Source organism: Wolbachia endosymbiont of Armadillidium vulgare str. wVulC (genome assembly GCF_001027565.1).
In the GTDB taxonomy this organism is placed as follows: Bacteria; Pseudomonadota; Alphaproteobacteria; order Rickettsiales; family Anaplasmataceae; genus Wolbachia.
The window spans coordinates 234330-252366 of sequence record NZ_ALWU01000010.1; the positions used below are offsets into that span (position 1 = coordinate 234330).

Here is an 18037-nt window from a genome sequence, read left to right on the forward strand (position 1 = left end):
ACTAAATTGGTAGCAGAAAACGGAATACTTAAAATGATATCATTACGGTAAGTAACCAATATATTGCTACCACAATGGACCCTTGAGGCTATGGTAAAAGTTCTACCAAACAGTGGATGAGTTGGGTCTGTAACTGTAATCTTGTCAGTTAATATTTTTACTTCATTGTTGAGGGGGGTATTAAGATGATATCTTGACCAAAACGGCCGGGCGGTGGCACATTGGTAGAGGATTTGACTGCGTATGTAAATCGGTCCCTCTATCAAATCTTCTTGGCTCTTGTTTTGCATAGAGTGGCTGTCCGAGAGTATTCACCGTCTCATTAAAGTCTGCTGGTGCAAAATATGTTGTAAACGTGCTTGCTGTTCCTAGTGGAAAACAGTGCCCTGTATCTTTCTCAATAAATCTTCTAACCGTTCCTTCAGGGTCAGTTGCTTGCCCTCTATATTCCTCAAACGTTATGCCACAAAATGTAAACCCTGACCTCATATCATTTCGAAGTGCTGCTCCTTCTTGCCATCTTTCATATGCTTCTTTTACTTTTGCATGAGAAGTTAGTGCATCAAAAAACTCAGGGCTTACCAAGGCATGAATTCCAGTCATATATTCACCACTTAGGTTATCTTCTATATGCCGCAATACTTCCAGACACTTACGTTTTACATCAGTTGTTGCTGTTCCAAGGGCAAAATTTACTACTTTTGGTGTTATTTCAAATTCGTTGTACAGATTTAATAATTCTGACCCATCAGCATCTAAAATTATTCCCTTCAGCGCTCCCATTCGCAAATGCTCTAATGTTATTGCATGTTTGTTTCTCATTAGCTGTAAATGGTCAGTTATTACGTCTGCTAGCGCTTTAAGTTCACTTTCTGATCCAAATGCCCTTATTCCCTGTACTTCCTCTGGTAACACTACATCATCATGCGGAATATGTGGAATCGTAAATGTTCTTACCTTTCTTTTTCCTCTTTTTCCTACTGTTGCTGGCGCCCCTGGTACTTGCGTTGGTAATAAACTTAATACTCCGTTGTGTTCTTCTATGGTAATATGTCTAAATCTTACTGACCTACTTGGAAACAAATTTAGATTTTCAACTCGTCCATAATTTATCGGCAATATATTTATCGCATTTGTTAGTGCCGTCATGCTAAATGCTGTATTTGTAAATGGATTTTGCATTTTTTCTCTCCTTTTTTTCCTATTAATTTTAGTTAAATTCCCTTGCGGACAATGATCCCTCGTGCTTCAAGTTGCTTTATTGCTGCAGCTTTCTGCTCTTCAGTGATATTTGCTGGCCACACAACCGCATGATCTGCTAGTATTGCACAACGAGTAATAATTACTGCTTTAGCATTTTCTGTCGCATTTACATCACTTACTACTGCACCTATCGCTGTTTGTGTACCATCTGTGGCAGTTGGATTTATTATCTTAACCATGCTATCTTTATCGAGAGCCACTACTGTACCAAGCTTTAGGTTCTGCCCTTTTGCTACTGTTATCTGATCTCTTGAATATAGACTTGATGCCTCATACTTTAATAAGTCACCCAGATTATTTTGTTCACTTATACAACTCATAAATTTCTCTCCTTAACTGCTTACCGCCGCTTTTATCAATGCTATATACGGCGGTTATAAAAATACTTTAACTCCTACGACTTTTCGCTACCTGCATCATCAATTCTTCTCCTGAATTCTGTGGTATTGCACTCAGTATCTCTGTCTTTTTTGTTCTCTCTGCAAGTAATTCCATTAAAACTTCCCTAGCTTGCTCAACACTTACACTTTGCTCAATAAATTCTCCTATCTTTTCTGGCATCTTCGATAAATTACATAAACGTATTAATTCAAGAACTTCAGTACGATACTTGGTTAAATTATCAGTTTCTAGGTCATTTGTAGTTTGTTCATTCATAGTAATACTCCTGTTTTTATTAATAGATGAAAGAATTGTCATTCCGTCTGCAAGGCCTATTTCTACTGCTTTCTCCCCAAAATATAGCCCTGCCTCTGTTGATCGAATCTTTTCAATTGAAAGACCTCTGTTCCTTGCTATTAGCTGCAAAAACATTTCATATAGTCGGTCTACTTCTTTTTGTAAGCTTCCCAGACTTTCAGACGTCATTGGCTCATGTGGGTTTAAATCATTCTTTCGACTACCAGCAAAGATTGTGGTGTACTTAATACCTTGCTTTTCATCAAATCTACTTTGATCTATATGACTTGCTATTACTCCAATACTGCCAACACCAGAAGTTCTGCTCACAAATACCTTCTCAGCGCTTGAAGCTATAGCATATGCAGCAGAGTATGCATCATCATTTGCTATCGCTATTATCCTCTTTTTTGCTCTTGATTCATAAATAAAGTCAGCTAGGTCAAATATACCGTTTACCTCTCCTCCGGGGCTATCTATTTCCAGCATAATTGTCTCTATGCTACTATCTGCTAATGCTTGTTTGATTTGTTCTTCTATTTGCTCATATGATGTCATCCCGAGCATTTCATCAAACGCACCTGGTTTTTTAGTCAAGATTCCATGTATTGCTATAATTGCAGTTCTTTCTACGTTACTTTTGATGGAGTACTTTATGTTTTTAAACGTGGGATGTTTTTGATTGTTTAGTGACAATAGCTCAAAACTCCTTGGTTCAAGCATTAATGGTTTTCCTAAGAGCATCATAATCCTTTACAATCAGAGTCAAACATTAAGTTGAGACTATTTGCACGTTTTTGATCTTCTGCTATTTCTTGATCTATTTCTTCAACATCGTAACCCATTTCTGATACTACTTCCGATCGACTCTTAAATCCATTCCTTACTGCCATTTGCTGCGATTGCTGGTCTTTCAGTGGATCCACCCAATCAAATCCCTGTGGTATCCATTTTACTTCTTCTTTCGCTGCTTTTACTACTTTTTCATCTATACTCAGTTCTCCACAAAGCACTGCTAATTCTAGCCATCTATTCCAAATAGGTCTACAAAACTGGAACACTATCACGTTATGCTGTAACATTGCGCACCTTCTGCGAAACTCTATCAACCCTGCCCGAATCGATGAATAATTAACGCTTGTTAAATCTCCTGTTAGCTGCTCATATGTTATTCCTGTACCTATTGCTATTGCCCTCAGTTGCTGTCTCATATAACTTCCTCCAACATCTGATGGCTCTGAAAATTTTATGTCCTCTCCTGGGTCTAAAAGCTGCATTGTTCCAGGTTCCAGGCCAGATAGTGCTACTCCTTGCTCACTTGCTTCACCTTCTCCCATGATATTTGCTTCTGGATCAAGTCTCGTAATAAATCCCGCAAACATTGCTGCAGTCTTTTTTCGTACTAATTCTGCATCATCATATTGATCAAGTTCATAGAGCTTTAGCAGTATACTCGAAAGCCATGGCTCTCCTCTAATTTGCCCAGGTCTTAGTGGTCTATAAATATGTAAAACATCATTTGCTGGTACTCTTACTGATTCTCCAAATGAGCCTTCGCCTGGATGTTCTCTAAATAAGTAATATGCTTCTCTTTGCCCAAGCTTGTTAAACTCAATCCCGTTTCTTATTACATTACCATTTGCTAAAGTTTGATTTGTTTTATTGTCTAAATGTTCAGACTCAAGTACTTGCAGTTGTAGTGGTACAGAAAATCTATCTTCCAGCTTTCTCGTTCTTAAACGTACAAAACATTCTCCTCCCTCTATCATACTTCTGCATACTAGAGCTTGTAATCCATAAAAATCACTTACTCCACTACTGTCTGCTTCATCTGTCCATCTTAGCCATAATTCTTGCACCTTCTTTCGAAATTCTCCATCTCTTGCTTTTGATTGTGGTTTTATTCCTGTTCCAATAGAGTTACTTACTATCGTATCAATTATATTTGCAGCGTAAGGATTTTTTCTCACCATATCACGTGATCTACTACGTAAAGTTTCAAGGCTTTGAGACAGCAAATTGTTTATACTTCCTAACTCTGGTTGAAAGTGAAAAAATCTTCTTCCTGAGCCTGCTGCATCCCAGGCTGAACTTTTGATTTTTGGCTTGTTGAATAATTGTTTGAAGGTTTTTAGTAGCATTTATAAAATTCCTTTACTCGTTAAAAAAATAATTTTCCTCTTTGGCTCCACTCCAGCAATCTTTAGCTCAGCTTTAATTCGTTGTCTTAAGTTTAGTAAATCATTTATATCTACTTCTGCATATCTTACCACATGATCACCATATGCAATTGATACTACTCGCTCTCCGTTTTGCAGCTTCTTTATCGCTTCTTCGACTTGAATTAAATAATCTTCGTTATACATTTATTACTTGCTGATCCATTTGCTTTTGACTATTTTCTTTGATTTTTTACTTTCCGGTTTTTCACTTAAACTATTCCATTTACTCTCTGGCCATCTGTCTATTCCCAGTGCTATCGATGCTGCTCTTGCATAAATTCGGCAATCTAGTACTTCATTTCTTTCTCTTACCTTTTGCCACTCTTGTTTGGTATATCCTTTTACTACTTTGCTGACTAATTGCTCTGCCGTTAGCTGCTTAAAATACTCAGGTGCATACTCGGGAAAATGACAATACCCTGGCGGTGTTTCTTCACCTTCTTTTAAAATATTAAGTAATTGAAAAAGCTCTGACTTTAATATCGATACTCCGACTGGCCAGAGCTTTATTCCTCTTTTCAGCTTTTGCCCTCCAACTTACTCTACTTGGGCTGCTCAGCGGCACTAGTGCTTTATTTACACCTTTCACTGCCATTACTCTTCCAGACCCTTGATGACTTCTCACCCAGTTGTAAACTTCCTGCGTTGCATACCCTGCATCAACCGCCATCATACTTATCATATATTCAAGCCCATTTTCACCAATAAAATGATGATTGAGGAGCTCAGAAAGCTTTTTCCATACTTCTCTACTTCCTGTATCTCCTTCAAATACTCGGTAGTCTATTGACCAACTTTCACGACTTTTTCCCCATGCTACAACTTCCACCTCTAGACGATCTTTTTGGACATCTACTCCTGCAGTAAGTACCACTTCTCTCCTTGGTACTGTGCCAATCTGAAAAAATTCTCTCCTGTTAAATAATTGCTTCCAATCAGGTACTTCTCCTTTATCTACCCAGGTTTCTCCAAGCGTTGTGTTGATCCAAACTTTTAGTAATTGTTCACTTTCTTTTGCATGGAGAAAATCCTCTACTGCTTGTTGCCAACTATACCACCCAACTGGGCTATAAAGACTTGAAAGGTGAAATCCTATTACTTTGCTATTGTGTACTTGATTTGTAGCTCTCCATTCTCCACGTTCAAGCATCTCTGTCTTTTGATGATTTTCTATCTTTTCACCACATTCTATACATATATAGTGTGCTGTACTTGGATTTTTATCTTCCCATTTTATTTGTGACCATTTTAGAACTTGATAGTAATTACAATACGGACAGGGAACAAAAAAATATCTCTTATCTGTTGCTTCAAATTCTTTCTCAATTCTGCTTATTCCATGAATCGTTGGTGTCGATACTAAAAAAATCTTTCGCCTTGCAAATGTATTAGTTCGAGCAATACTGAGCAGTACTGGATCTCCTTCTCCTCCTGAATCTCCTGGGTAGGCATCTATTTCATCAAGAAAGAGATATTTTACTGGCATAGATCTCAGTCCTACACTACTATTCGCTCCAGTTATTACTACTATTCCACCTGGAAACTCCTTACTTTGTACAGTATTCCCTGAATCTCTTGACCTTGGGTCTTTTACTTTACTTTTTAAACATGGTGTACTTTCAATCAGTGGTGCAAATCTTCCCTTTGACCAACGTTTTCCCATTTCAACTGTTGGCTGTACTACCAGCATTGGACCTGGTGTTTGATCGATGATATAGCCAATCCAATTGTTGCCAGCTTCTGTTCCCCCAATCTGCGCTCCTTTCATGAATACTACTTTTTCTGCAGGTGAAGATGGTGATAGTGAATCCATTATTTCTTTTAAATAAGGAGTTCTTTCTGTTCTCCATTTACCTGGCTCTGATGCTGCAGTTGGCGCTAAAACTCGATACTCATTCGCCCACTCTGATACTTTAAGCTGGGGATCTGGCCTTAAACCTTCAGAAAAAGATGTAGCGTATATCATTGTCTGCATCTACTCATAACTGGTTCTATCTCGACATCATTAACAATAGAACTACACTCATCCAATTCCATAAACATCTTTTTCTGAAATTCCTTTTCTATATATCTTTTGCTCATCTCACTTATCATTATTGCTATAACAAGCACAAATACCCCTGTTATTGTTGCAAAAATGATTGCACTGCTTATTGTTGTTGTTATCAACCCTATATATACTGCTACTGCTATTGCGCTGACTGTAGTATAGATGCAGATAATATTATTATGTTTTTTCGTCCTTTTATCTGCTATTTCTCTCTGTGCTATATATTTATTATGAAGGGTTGGAAAATTAACAACGGTATCTCTGCAGAGCAAAGACCCATTTTTTTCAGTAAACAAAACTTTAAGTAACTCTAAATTGTTTGATTTAATTGCTAAATGTAAAACAGGTGTATAATTTGCTCCTTTTTTCAGCAATAACTTTACTACATGTAAATGCCCTTTTTCCGCAGCAAGGTAAACCGGTGATAAACCTTTATTATTTACAATATCAATATCGATTTCTTCTCTTAAAATTGCATCTACAATCTCAATTTCTCCTCTTTGTGCAGCTAAATGGAGTAGACTATTCTTTTCAGAACCGTATTTATTACTCATCAAAGCCTTCTTTATCTCAGGTTTAGCGTAATCAAATGGTGTTTTACCGCTATCGTCTTTTACCAGAGGGTCTATATCTTCTCGCGTTAGTAAAACTTCTATTGTTTTTAGTCTTTCAGCATAATGTAGTGGTGTTTTATTTTCGTAGTCTTGCAAATTTACTTGAGCATTAGGCTCCTTTATTAAGGATTTGAGGATATCAAGACATAAGTCTCTTTCATCGTAATTAGCATTACTTACAGCTATATGCACAGGTATTGAGTTTTGTCCCATGCGTGCACTATTCACATCTGCTCCAAGCTTCAGCAGTAACTTTACTATCTCCAACTTTTTATTATTAACTGCATAGTGCATTGGTGTCTGATTTCGTGCATCAAAGACATCTATTTCAGCTTTTCCTTCTCTTATCAAAATCTTTACAACTTCTGCATGTCCTATGCCTGCTGCTAGATGTAATGGAGTATGGTGCAAAGCATTTCGTACATTAACGTCAATACCTTTTCTGATCAAATATCTCACTGCATTAATTTCACCTATCATTGCAGCTAAATGAAGTAAGCTATCTTGTTCTGACCCGTACTTGTTATTAATTAGTGCTTGTAATATTTCTGCTTTTTTCCCTTCTTTGGCGTAATCAAGAACCTTCATTATCTTCCACAAAAGGATTAATGTTCTTCTTCGTGAGTAACAAATCCACCATGCTTAAACTCTATAGCGCAATGCAGTGGAGTTTTTCCGTTTAACCCTCTGACATTAACATCTAATCCAGGTTGATTAATGAGGCATTTTATTAACTCTAAACTTAAGTTATCAGCCATTTTATATTCAAAATCTTTTTTATATTTGAAATTTAGTATTAGATAATTCTTGTAATGAGTTTGTAATCTCTTCAGTTAGCGCCATATGAATCTTTTCAGTGTCACTCAGTGATGCAAGCAGTGCTGAAACTCTATTTGGAATATTAAGCAAATTATTACGGACAACTCTTGCTACATTAAATGCTTCGCGCTTTACTTCCTCTACTGCTACAAGTTCACCAATCTCAGCTTTTGCCTTTGCCTCAAGCAGTTTACCTCGTTCCATTTCATTTTTTATTCTAGTTTTTAGCAACATCGTGGAAAGGTTACTTGTATTTTCGTTTTCTGGATTTTTCCTCCTCAGTGGCTGACTTGGATCTCTGATTGTTTCTATAGCCCTGTTTGCTTGTTCTCGGTCAATGAGTCCATCCTCCAACTCAACTATTCCTTTTTTTACTAAATAACAGACATATTGCTTTGATACTCCTATCTCTCTTGCCCATTCTGTTTGTGTGATTTTCACTTTTTTTTCTCCTCTCTCTTGTTTCTACGAATTTTCTTCTTGAATCTCTGAAAAGGTTTTGCCAGTATCAGCAATTCCCTACCTGTTTATACTTGCCAGCGTCTTAGAGATATTTTACTAATATAGAGCGAAGTACTCCGGTTTATAGCTGCTTTCTTTTTACATAGTGAAATTTGGCTATTTTCAACTAATACTATAAATTACATCTTTGTAGTTATGAGATTCAACCACTACTTGCTCTAGCGTTAAACTGCTGCATTTAGCATCTTTACTATGGTTTTCTTCAAGCACTTTTGTCCTTGCTTCCTTTGTTTCCTCAATGAACTTTCCATTAACTTTTTCTGGTTCAATTCTTTCCTCACAATATACAAGATTTGTGCAATTTGTTTTTCTGTAGTAATGTACTCCAAGGAATATCACTGATAGTGCAAGTATACTCGAGCCTATAAGTAGTGATAACCCTACGTTATTAATCAAAGCGTTCTGGTAAAACTTCTGTACACTATTAATACCACCTTCTACATACAGTAATAAAGGCAATACTATATTTGCAGCAACCAAACTGCTTAATAATGCTGTAAATAATGGCCTATCTTTGATTACTGATTCTACTTTATTTCTTCTACTAATGACTTTGTCGTCAATATTAATGAAGTTGTTCTTACCCTCCCAAGCGTTAAGTGTAAAATGCGAATGAGTACCATTGCCGTATTCCAGTTTGACTGATTTTATTACTTTATCTTTTGATTGATACTCTCGCACCTGATTCAAAGTTTCATTCGCATTCTTTCTCCCTATTTGACACTCTTCAGTATCTCTAAATTGCTTTATTCCACAAAATATCGGACTAATTGCAACCAATAATGCAACAGCTAGAATTGGTATAGTTACATAGATGACACTGTTTGCAAAAAATGCAATAAATTGTGCTTTATCCTGTAAATATACCAAAGCTGCAGAAACGCTAAGTGCAACAGCAGCTATACCGAAAATTATAAATTCCTTCTGCTGCACTGCATATTTTACTCTTGGCAAAATTCTATTTGTTTTCTTTTCTTTTTTAATTAACGGGGTTTCTTCATTATCACTTTTTTCTGATGAGCTAGTTGAAAGTGTAACTGGACTATCATGATTTAATGACATATTCTCCCATCCTTGATTGCCACAAGACTCACTCATTTCTGTTACTTGAGAATTTGATCTTGTCATCTCTGCACTTCTATTGTCTATTCCACTATCACTTCCTTCCAAACTCTTTTTTAAAAATTTTGTATTCAGATCTACAGGTTCACCAATTATATCTTCTGATCCTTTCTTAATTGATGTTTCTTCAGAATTTGACTTTTCCATCTCCGGACTTTGATCGTTTATTTCACCATCTAAACCTCTTTTCGAGAATTTTTTATTTTTGTCTATAGTTGCATACATAGGTTCTCCTATAGCTTCTTGCTCATCACATTTTTCTCCATTTAATTGGAAAGAAGAATGTGGTAGCTTTGGTGGTGCAATATCCTGAATAATACTCAACCGATGATTTTCTGCTGTTCTAGGTGAAGGTGGAGCTACATTTCTAATATTGTCCTTCTCCAACATTCCATTCCTAGGTAACGGCTTTGGTTTATCTCCTAATTCTTTATCCTCTTCCTCTTTTTGCATTTCTTTTGTATTGTCTATTTTGGGGTTGGAAGATGTGTTGGATGCTGCCTCAAGCTGATCAAGAGAATACGGACGGTTATATTCTATTCCATTTGCCTCACAAACTGCATTAAATTCGTCCTCTATGTCTTTACCATCATCAAATACTAAAGAAGAACAACTCACTGAAAAATCAGCACCTGCTTCGTCTATTTTTGCTGTAATACTGCTATCGCTACTATTGCTAATCACATTTAAAGAAGCTAGTTTGCATTCAGTGTTCAGGTCAGGTTCTTGCTTCGTACCTTTTTCAAACAATTCAATTCTCTCCTTAACAGATAGTGTAGAATTTGAAACATTATTTTCTACTTCTTCAGAAAACGATGCTTCATTATTTGTTTGCGACGTTACTACTCCAGCTAACGTCTTTTCTTGATTCATTGAGTACACCACATTTAATCCAAAGTTATTTGTTACGCTAAACTCATTAAAATACGGTATATACCAGTAAATTAATATTACAACTACCAAGGCTTACTAAATTTCTGTTTGCGTTATCTTTTCCACTTTTTTCTTACTGTTTTTCTTCTTGAATCTCTGAAAAAGTTTTACCAGCACCAGAAAGAATTGCTTCCCTACCTGTGTACACTTGCCAACGTTTTATGGTTACATCTACAAATTTTGAATCTAGCTCTATTGTCCTACAAATTCTTCCTGTTCTCTCACATGCAATCAGTGTACTTCCAGAACCGCTAAATGGATCAAGTACTATGTCTCCTGATCTGCTGCTGTTTACTATTGCTCTCTCCATTAGCTCTACTGGCTTCATTGTTGGGTGCAGTGAGTTATGTATTGGCTTATCATAAAACCACAGATCACTTTGATTTCTACCGCCATGCCACTCACGTTTATTGCCGCTTTTCCATCCATAAAGCATTGCTTCGTATTGTCTTTGATAATCTGATCTTCCTAGCGTAAAGTGATTCTTCGCCCAAATGATAAAAGTTGACCATTTTCCTCCCGCTTCCTCAAATGCTTTTTGCAACGTTGAAAACTCTGATGATGATGCACAGATGTAAATTGCACCTTTAGTATATGCTAAAATATGAGTACAAATATCATAGAGAAAAAGCTCATACTTTTCACCTTGATTATCGTTTAGTATCTTTTTATCCTCTCTTTCTTGACTGCTACCATAATCAACGTTATATGGAGGATCACAAACAGTAATGTCTGCCATTTTATCATCTAACAGCGCTTTATATGATTCAACTACAGAGCTATCACCACAATAGATTCTATGATCACCTAAAATCCAAAAATCACCTGGTTTTGTTACTTTTTTGTCATCACCAACCAAGTCAGAAAAATCTTCTTTTTCACTATCTAAATCATCAAGGAAATGTTGAACTTTTTCTAATTCAAATCCAGTCATTTTAAGATCAAACTGTAAATCTTCTAACTCTTGAATTTCTACTTTCAAAAGCTCATCATCCCACTTTGCCCAATTAGCTGATTGATTTGCCAGTAATCGAAAAGCTTTAGTTTGTGGTTCATTTAAATTATCACTTAAGACCACTGGTATACTTTCCATACCAAGTTTTCTTGCTGCTTTAAGTCTTAAATGACCATCAACCACAGTGCCATCACTTTTTGCAACTATTGGTATACGAAAGCCAAATTCTCGAATAGAAGCACACATTCTGTTGACCACATCGTCATTTTTACGTGGGTTACGCTCATATTCAACTAGGTTTCGAGTAGGATAGTAGTGGATTGCTAAATTCATATCTTAATAATTAAAAAGTTAATATTCAAAATATATCTGACGCTAGAGAAGGCCTGGGGTCGAACCCACCAAACCCGCCAGCCTGGCCGAAAGGACCCACTTCCTATGTGCTATCTAGCATATTAAAATCTTTACTAAAATTATTAACGTAGAACATTAATGCCAAAGCATCTGCTTCGTTATCATCTCGAGGTGAAAAACCTTTTTCACGTATCGCTTCAATAACTTCATTTTTGCTTGCATTACCATTACCAGCTATAAAGCGTTTGATAGTTTTAACATTAACACCTTGGTAGGGAATATTGTTCTCCTCACACCAAGCAGAGAGAACGGCAAGGAAACCACCGTAGCAATGCGCTGCATCAGTTCCAAGATGTCTTCTTACTTCTTCAAAATAAACCGCAGTGAACTTATGCTCCAAGGAATTAAGCCAATTGCGAAAACTCAAAAAATGCATGCCACCTCCACTGAAACGGCTACCATGAAAGTTTTCACTGCCACTTTGAATTACTCCGTCTTTGAGAATAGCCCAGCCTGTTTGTTTGCCGAGGTCTAGTGTTAGCATTTGCTATTATTTAAAACTATAAGTAGCACTAATTCCTAAATATCGTTTGGTTCTGTCAAAATGTACTATCAAAAAGCGGTTTATAGTTTTTTTATTGGCCAACAACGGAAATCCAAGAATCATGTGCTACCCCTAAGAAGTATGTGGGTCGAGGTTGTCTACGTTATAGTAGCTCTTTCAACCACCTCTTAACAGATATATACTAGAAATGAGGTCAGAAATTTGATTTGCACTAAAATTTTTTGTTTTAGTTAAGTTATTTCTTCCAAAAAGTTGATATGAGCTAGATTTGAAAAAACAATAAGTCGTTTGAAAGAATTGAAAATTTCTCAATTCACCAAAAGCTCACCTCAGATTACACTTCTTTTTTTTGCTATCAGATACCAAGAGGCTATTGAGTATTCCACGGAGACCTGACCAAACTCAGTGTTTATTTGAGTTTTATCAGCATAAAAAAAAGATGAGAGTAAGAGCCTTCTGAAGCCTGTTAAACTTATGGTAGAAGTAAAGCTATTGCAAAGTGAGTTTTCTAAATAAGACCTTCATACAAATTTTTTCTTTACAATGAATAAAAATGACGTTAAACTTACGCGTAAGTTTGTTTTACAACAATAGAATTGTTTGGAGTGCCTTTTATTCGAGTTTTAAAGGGTGTTACAAGCGTTAGTTAGGTCAGGGTGGTATCTCAGATCATAGAATCGTCTTAAAACGCAATTACAGGCCATTTGTCTTTCATTTCTTTTATCAGATAACTTTGAAAGAGAGCTTTCCATAGCTTATTATTGTAAGTAAAAGAGAAACGAACAGAGTAGTATGTTTTAAAGTCATACTACTATATTATTATATAATAATAGGAGTTATTCTGAAAACTGAAAGTCGAACAAAACCCTCTATAATCCTGGCTTTTTCCCCTATTATTCAGTCTGCGGCTGTAAAATTCGACAATCCCTCTAAGTTATTGAAAATCTCGCATTTCTTTTGCCTTCACTAAATTCAGTCTGCATAGACTAAGCAAATTCTGAAGACAAACTGAGCAAATCCGAAGACTGAAGTAACTCATAGTTTCTATGAAAACTTTATTAATTGCAGATGCTATGATGAACCCAAGTATTCGGATTTTCAACTGGTAAGATGCTACCATTCTCCAGTGATTTATAGTCGGTCGGTAAAATCCTTTCATAAATTGTCACTTCTTTATTCAGTTGATGATCAAATACCGTACTTTTCTTTTCCATGCCTGCAACACAAAGCACACCATATCTAGTTCTTGCTCCATTTTTACCTTCTCTATTAAATTTTACATAGCCTTTTGTAGCTAAAGTATCAATACGTTCACGGATCGAATGTTGACTACCAAGACCTGCTTTATTCTCAAATGCCTGACAGAACGAATTTATTGTATATAGACGTCCCTTCCGTATAAATTAATTGTAGAATACCTACGCGAACGTTCTGCATCTAACTTTTGGCCATAATCTTTATTTATAAGCCTCTGATATGCCAGCAGTTATTGATTTATATTTTGATGGAATAGCATACGTAATTCAAACATCAGTTGACAACTACTTTGCAGTTCATCTAGCTTATTATTTTGAAAAAATATTTTACAACGAATAAAAAACATGATAAAATGAAAGAGGGTTTTTTGTAGTAAGTAAAAATTTAAGGTAAAAGATAATTTAGAAATGCCTCATAATCGAGTTTTAAGCTACCTTACATAAGTAACTTAGGTCTTAGTAGTAAATTGTACCCTGGAGTCGTGTAATCACTTTAAATCCGCACTAAATGCAATTGTCTCAAAGTTGTATTTTTTTCATTAAATTTAAGTAATGTTTTGTGGTAATCTCTCTAGGTCTTCTTTATTTCTATTTATCCAATATATTTTATATTTATTATTACTGTTATTATTTATTACTATTATATATATATAATATATAAGGGTTTTAGGAAGCTAGAATCCGCCTCACTGGCTGACTTTAGACATGTGATTTCTAGGAACGCTTTTAGGAACGTAGGTAAAAAAGCTAGCTCTCACGCAGAATTTAGATTCCTGATTTCTAATTACTGATTTAGGAACCTAGGAATTAGGAATGTAATACAATCATTGATGGTGCTATTTCTTAAGTGCTAAGTTTTAGTTGAGTGGATGTAAATTGATAGTAGCTATATAGATTGAAAGGGCAATAGAGAAAACTGGGTAAACTCTAAAATATTTTTACCCATAAAAAAAGACTTATCCTAACATTAAATTTTCCCTATAGCTAAAATCTTCAGCTCCAAGAGTGAATTTTCCTATACCACAAGCAAATGGTCCAGTTGGAATGTCAAGCCACTTATCCTCTCTTGAACCTGTAGACATCACTTTAACTAACTGCTTTACCTGCAAAAGTTCCTGTACCATACGCTCTAGTCTATCCCTTCCCATGCTGTGAAAAACTTCAGGTAGTCTATGTCGTTGCTTATATACTCCTGTGCTTCCTGTGTGAGTAAATGGATGCCCTGAAGCAGCAGATCGTGTAACTGCATCGATAAGACATATTTTAAGGTCTTTTTCACTAGCATTTTTAACTGTTAGTTGTATTGTTATATCTTCTAGTAGACCTGTTTCCTGATTTCTTAGATAAGTTCTTACAGTGCGATCAGCTAACCCATTGGCCTTCACAACTGCCCCATGAAATAAAGCATTCTGTCTTGGTGTTTCTCCTACTGCCTTAAAGATTTCTAGCCTAGCTGTATTTTCTATTGGCCAAAAAGCGTATGAGCATCTAACACCATTAACAAGAGCAGAGGTACCTCTAATTGCATCGCGTGCTTGTTCAGCAGTTAATATTGGTTTTTCTCCTTTTGGCTTTCTCATGTGATGAGCAGTAATTATCGAAGCTCCAGTACTACATGCTAAATCAGATAATAAGCACATTAGATAATCCCCTACAGCAGGATCAGCATTTATATCTGCATGGATAAATGAAGCAAGTGGATCAAATACTATCAATTTCAGATCTTTAATTTCCTCGAGCTGTTTCATTATGGATTCGAATTCAGGAGAAACTTCGACGATTTTACCACGAACATTTCTGAGTATTGTAAGTGATCCTCTAACGTTTGGCAGTGGTACAATAAATAGTTTGTCTTTATATTTTAATCTTTCACATTTAGGGTCAAGTCGTTCTAAGCGGCGGTGTACCTCACCTGCATCATCTTCTGCTGAAAAAATCACTACTGATCCATGTTCAGTAACAAGTGAACCAAAGCCACACATCTGATCCTTATCACTTGCAACCTTAAGCGCTAGGTCAAGAAGAAGCATACCTTTGCCTGTATCTCCCATTGCTGCTATTATTGAAGTAACACCTAAAGGAAATAGACCTTCAACGAGAAACTTTTGCTCTGGTACCGGACCTGCAAAGCGCTCTGCACTCCAATCTAAAATGTTAAGTGGCTGTTTTGTGGATCTTTCTAAACTTTTCATATTTGAAGTATCAGTAGCTGGAGTATCAATAGTAAGTAACGGAGTTGAAGCTAAAAATTCTTTGACATTTATACCTTCTTGTACACAATCAGCAGCATCCCAACCTTTTGGTTTATTTTGTGGAATCTTAAGAGTAACAAGTGATGCAACACCAAGATCTGACAGCTTTTTGGCAGCATTTTCAGCATATCGTTTGCCTGCTTCATCATTATCTGGCCAAATGACAATATGTTTACCTTTAAGCGGTGTCCAATCTGTTTTATCAGGAGATGCATTCGACCCGAACATTGCTGTTGTAGCTGTGATACCTTGTTCTATAAGCGCTTCAGCACATTTTTCCCCTTCAACCAGAACAACTTTATCAGACTTTAAAATTCCTGGAATGTTATAGAGTGGCCTTACATCTGGCTCTTTAAATCTCAGTTCTTTAACATCAAAAGGACGATATTCTTTCTTTCCTTCAGGTGGATCATATCGGTAAACTATAACAATAACTTGGTTGTTCTCATCGTAATAATTCCAGCTACAAGTCATGTATTGTTCTAGATCTTTGATACTCTTTTTTTCTCTAGTGTGTTGTTTGCCAAGCCATTCACTTATAGAAGCCATTACTTCAGAAAACTCTGTTTTGGCGTTTTTTCTATGCACAGCCGCCCAAAGATCGATAATGTCACCACCGTCCCCGGTTGCGAAATCATTCCATAACCCGGCTTTACTGCCACTTAGCTCTACTCTTAAACTTTTTCCTCTATTACCCCAGATATCCCCTACTTGAAACTCATTTCTGCAAAAAGTGCCATTAGGTAGTAAATACGAAAGACACGATCTTATCTGCAACAATAGTTCTGCTTTTAATCTTTCACTGTTTAAACCGAAATTCATAGTTCAAAACCTTCAATCATTTCTTATATGATTTATACTGTAATTGCTGCTTGTTGTGCGCCATCACCATTATTTAAATTGCTATCGCCATTATTCTCAGAAAAAAAGCATAGAATATCAGTAAGTTAAAAATCGCATCACAATTATTTAATTTTGCTCCGCAATTACAATTAGTTTCCGAAAACAACCATTCTTGAAGAAGTTAATTATTCAAGAAAAGTTATGAAATCAAAGAATTCTTGCTCGGGAATTGATCCCATAATTGTTAAATACGTTAGACATTACGCAAAATGTATAAAAAACTTAAAGTGTTTTGTTCATGAAAGCCTTGAAGATATTGAGCAAGAACTTTTCTGTATGATTTGGCCTGCTATTGAGAAATATGACGAAAGTAGAAGCTCTTTTTCTACCTTTGTATGTCAACTTATTAAGTGTCGAGCTATTAATTTAATCAATAAGCAACTCTGCAAAAAACGCGGCGGCAGACAAGGTATATTCTATGTTGATCCTGATGAGCTACATGAAGTGGTCGATGATAGATGTCGTTTTATCACTGAAATAACAACTCGTATTGATGTGAACGACGTTATCTCAACACTACCCCAAGAATGGCAAGTACTATGCAGACAACTGGAATTTTTCAGTGTTCCAGAAATAGCTGAAATAAATGGAATACCACGCACAACGGTTTATAACACTTTGCAACGAATAAGACGGCACATAAAAAATTTTTTTTAGCAAATCAAACAATAAGTAACAGTTCTAGTATAACTCTTATAGGAGGGCCACGATATATGACTTTAAAAATAATAAACAGCGAAGAAAGAGTAAAAATGGTAACAGGTGTGAAGATAGTAATCTTTGGACCTTACGGAATTGGCAAAACCAGTCTACTTAAAACTCTTGATGAGTCAACAACACTTTGCCTTGATTTTGAAGCAGGACTTTTAGCCGTTCAGGAGTGGAAAGGGGATTCTATCAGTATTCGTACCTGGAATGAAGCACGGGATGTAGCTTGCCTTATTGGTGGTCCAAACCCTGCATTAAAATCTGATCAAGCATATAGTCAAAGACACTATGAGCATGTATCTGGTAAGTACAAAGATCTTCTTTCGGAGATTTCTAAATACCGCTCTATCTTTATCGACAGTATAACCGTTGCATCACGTTTATGTCTACTTTGGGCAAAGATGCAACCTGAAGCTTTTTCTGAGAAATCAGGGAAACAGGACATGAGAGCTGCTTACGGAACACTTGCTCAGGAGATGATGGCATGGCTCAATCAGTTTCAACATATTCGGGATAAAGACATCATCATAGTTGGCACTTTAGGTCAGTATCTTGATGATTTCAATCGTCCAACCTGGCTTCCTCAATGTGAAGGGGCTAAAACTGCCAGTGAACTCCCTGGAATTGTTGATGAAGTAATTATCATGGTTGGAATCAAGAAAGATGATGGTACAGAGAAACGTTCATTTGTCTGTCAGACTATTAACTCTTGGGGATATCCCGCTAAAGATCGCAGTGGCTGCCTGAATATGGTTGAAGAACCGCATTTAGGTAAATTACTTGCGAAAATTAAAGCCAAAACCTTGGCTTCTGTTGCCTAA

Annotated in this window: 12 protein-coding genes and 2 pseudogenes; 2 read left to right on the top strand and 12 right to left on the bottom strand. The window is 36.3% G+C overall.

Annotated features, from left to right (window positions below):
• Positions 1 to 180 precede the first annotated feature (180 nt).
• The 12 genes and pseudogenes from wVul_RS06695 to wVul_RS06750 all read right to left on the bottom strand — a co-directional run bounded on the left by wVul_RS06695 (position 181) and on the right by wVul_RS06750 (position 16427).
• A complete protein-coding gene (locus wVul_RS06695; RefSeq protein ID WP_047759658.1) occupies positions 181 to 1182 on the bottom strand; it encodes a major capsid protein in 1002 nt (333 codons plus the stop codon).
• A gap of 32 nt (positions 1183 to 1214) precedes the next feature.
• Positions 1215 to 1583 (bottom strand): head decoration protein, encoded by a 369-nt coding sequence (locus tag wVul_RS06700; RefSeq protein ID WP_047759659.1) that lies wholly within the window; start codon positions 1581 to 1583, stop codon positions 1215 to 1217.
• Between the two features lie 67 nt (positions 1584 to 1650).
• Positions 1651 to 2685 (bottom strand): S49 family peptidase, encoded by a 1035-nt coding sequence (locus wVul_RS06705; RefSeq protein ID WP_047759660.1) that lies wholly within the window; start codon positions 2683 to 2685, stop codon positions 1651 to 1653.
• Positions 2685 to 4082 carry a phage portal protein gene (locus wVul_RS06710; RefSeq protein WP_047759661.1) on the bottom strand — a complete coding sequence of 466 codons (1398 nt, stop codon included), beginning with the start codon at positions 4080 to 4082 and terminating at the stop codon, positions 2685 to 2687. Before wVul_RS06710 ends, wVul_RS06705 begins: the two co-directional genes overlap by 1 nt.
• Positions 4083 to 4307, bottom strand: a complete 225-nt coding sequence (locus wVul_RS06715) for a gpW family head-tail joining protein (RefSeq protein ID WP_047759662.1) — start codon at positions 4305 to 4307, stop codon at positions 4083 to 4085.
• 3 nt (positions 4308 to 4310) lie between these two features.
• Positions 4311 to 6138, bottom strand: a pseudogene (locus wVul_RS06720) (phage terminase large subunit family protein).
• Positions 6126 to 7585, bottom strand: a pseudogene (locus tag wVul_RS06725) (ankyrin repeat domain-containing protein). Before wVul_RS06725 ends, wVul_RS06720 begins: the two co-directional pseudogenes overlap by 13 nt.
• A 19-nt stretch (positions 7586 to 7604) precedes the next feature.
• Positions 7605 to 8087 carry a hypothetical protein gene (locus tag wVul_RS06730; protein WP_047759133.1) on the bottom strand — a complete coding sequence of 161 codons (483 nt, stop codon included), beginning with the start codon at positions 8085 to 8087 and terminating at the stop codon, positions 7605 to 7607.
• Between the two features lie 183 nt (positions 8088 to 8270).
• On the bottom strand, positions 8271 to 10163 hold the full coding sequence (locus tag wVul_RS06735) for a hypothetical protein (protein ID WP_047759663.1): 1893 nt from the start codon (positions 10161 to 10163) through the stop codon (positions 8271 to 8273).
• A 133-nt stretch (positions 10164 to 10296) separates the two neighbouring features.
• A complete protein-coding gene (locus wVul_RS06740) occupies positions 10297 to 11511 on the bottom strand; it encodes a DNA modification methylase (RefSeq protein ID WP_047759132.1) in 1215 nt (404 codons plus the stop codon).
• Between the two features lie 103 nt (positions 11512 to 11614).
• Positions 11615 to 12076, bottom strand: a complete 462-nt coding sequence (locus tag wVul_RS06745; RefSeq protein WP_047759131.1) for a crossover junction endodeoxyribonuclease RuvC — start codon at positions 12074 to 12076, stop codon at positions 11615 to 11617.
• Between the two features lie 2233 nt (positions 12077 to 14309).
• Complete coding sequence (locus wVul_RS06750; RefSeq protein WP_047759130.1) at positions 14310 to 16427, bottom strand: AAA family ATPase; 2118 nt, start codon at positions 16425 to 16427, stop codon at positions 14310 to 14312.
• A gap of 222 nt (positions 16428 to 16649) precedes the next feature.
• Here wVul_RS06750 and wVul_RS06755 point away from each other — a divergent pair, with 222 nt between their 5' ends.
• Together wVul_RS06755 and wVul_RS06760 are read left to right on the top strand one after the other, a co-directional pair.
• Positions 16650 to 17165 (top strand): RNA polymerase sigma factor, encoded by a 516-nt coding sequence (locus wVul_RS06755; RefSeq protein ID WP_047759129.1) that lies wholly within the window; start codon positions 16650 to 16652, stop codon positions 17163 to 17165.
• Between the two features lie 56 nt (positions 17166 to 17221).
• Positions 17222 to 18037 carry an ATP-binding protein gene (locus wVul_RS06760; protein WP_047759128.1) on the top strand — a complete coding sequence of 272 codons (816 nt, stop codon included), beginning with the start codon at positions 17222 to 17224 and terminating at the stop codon, positions 18035 to 18037.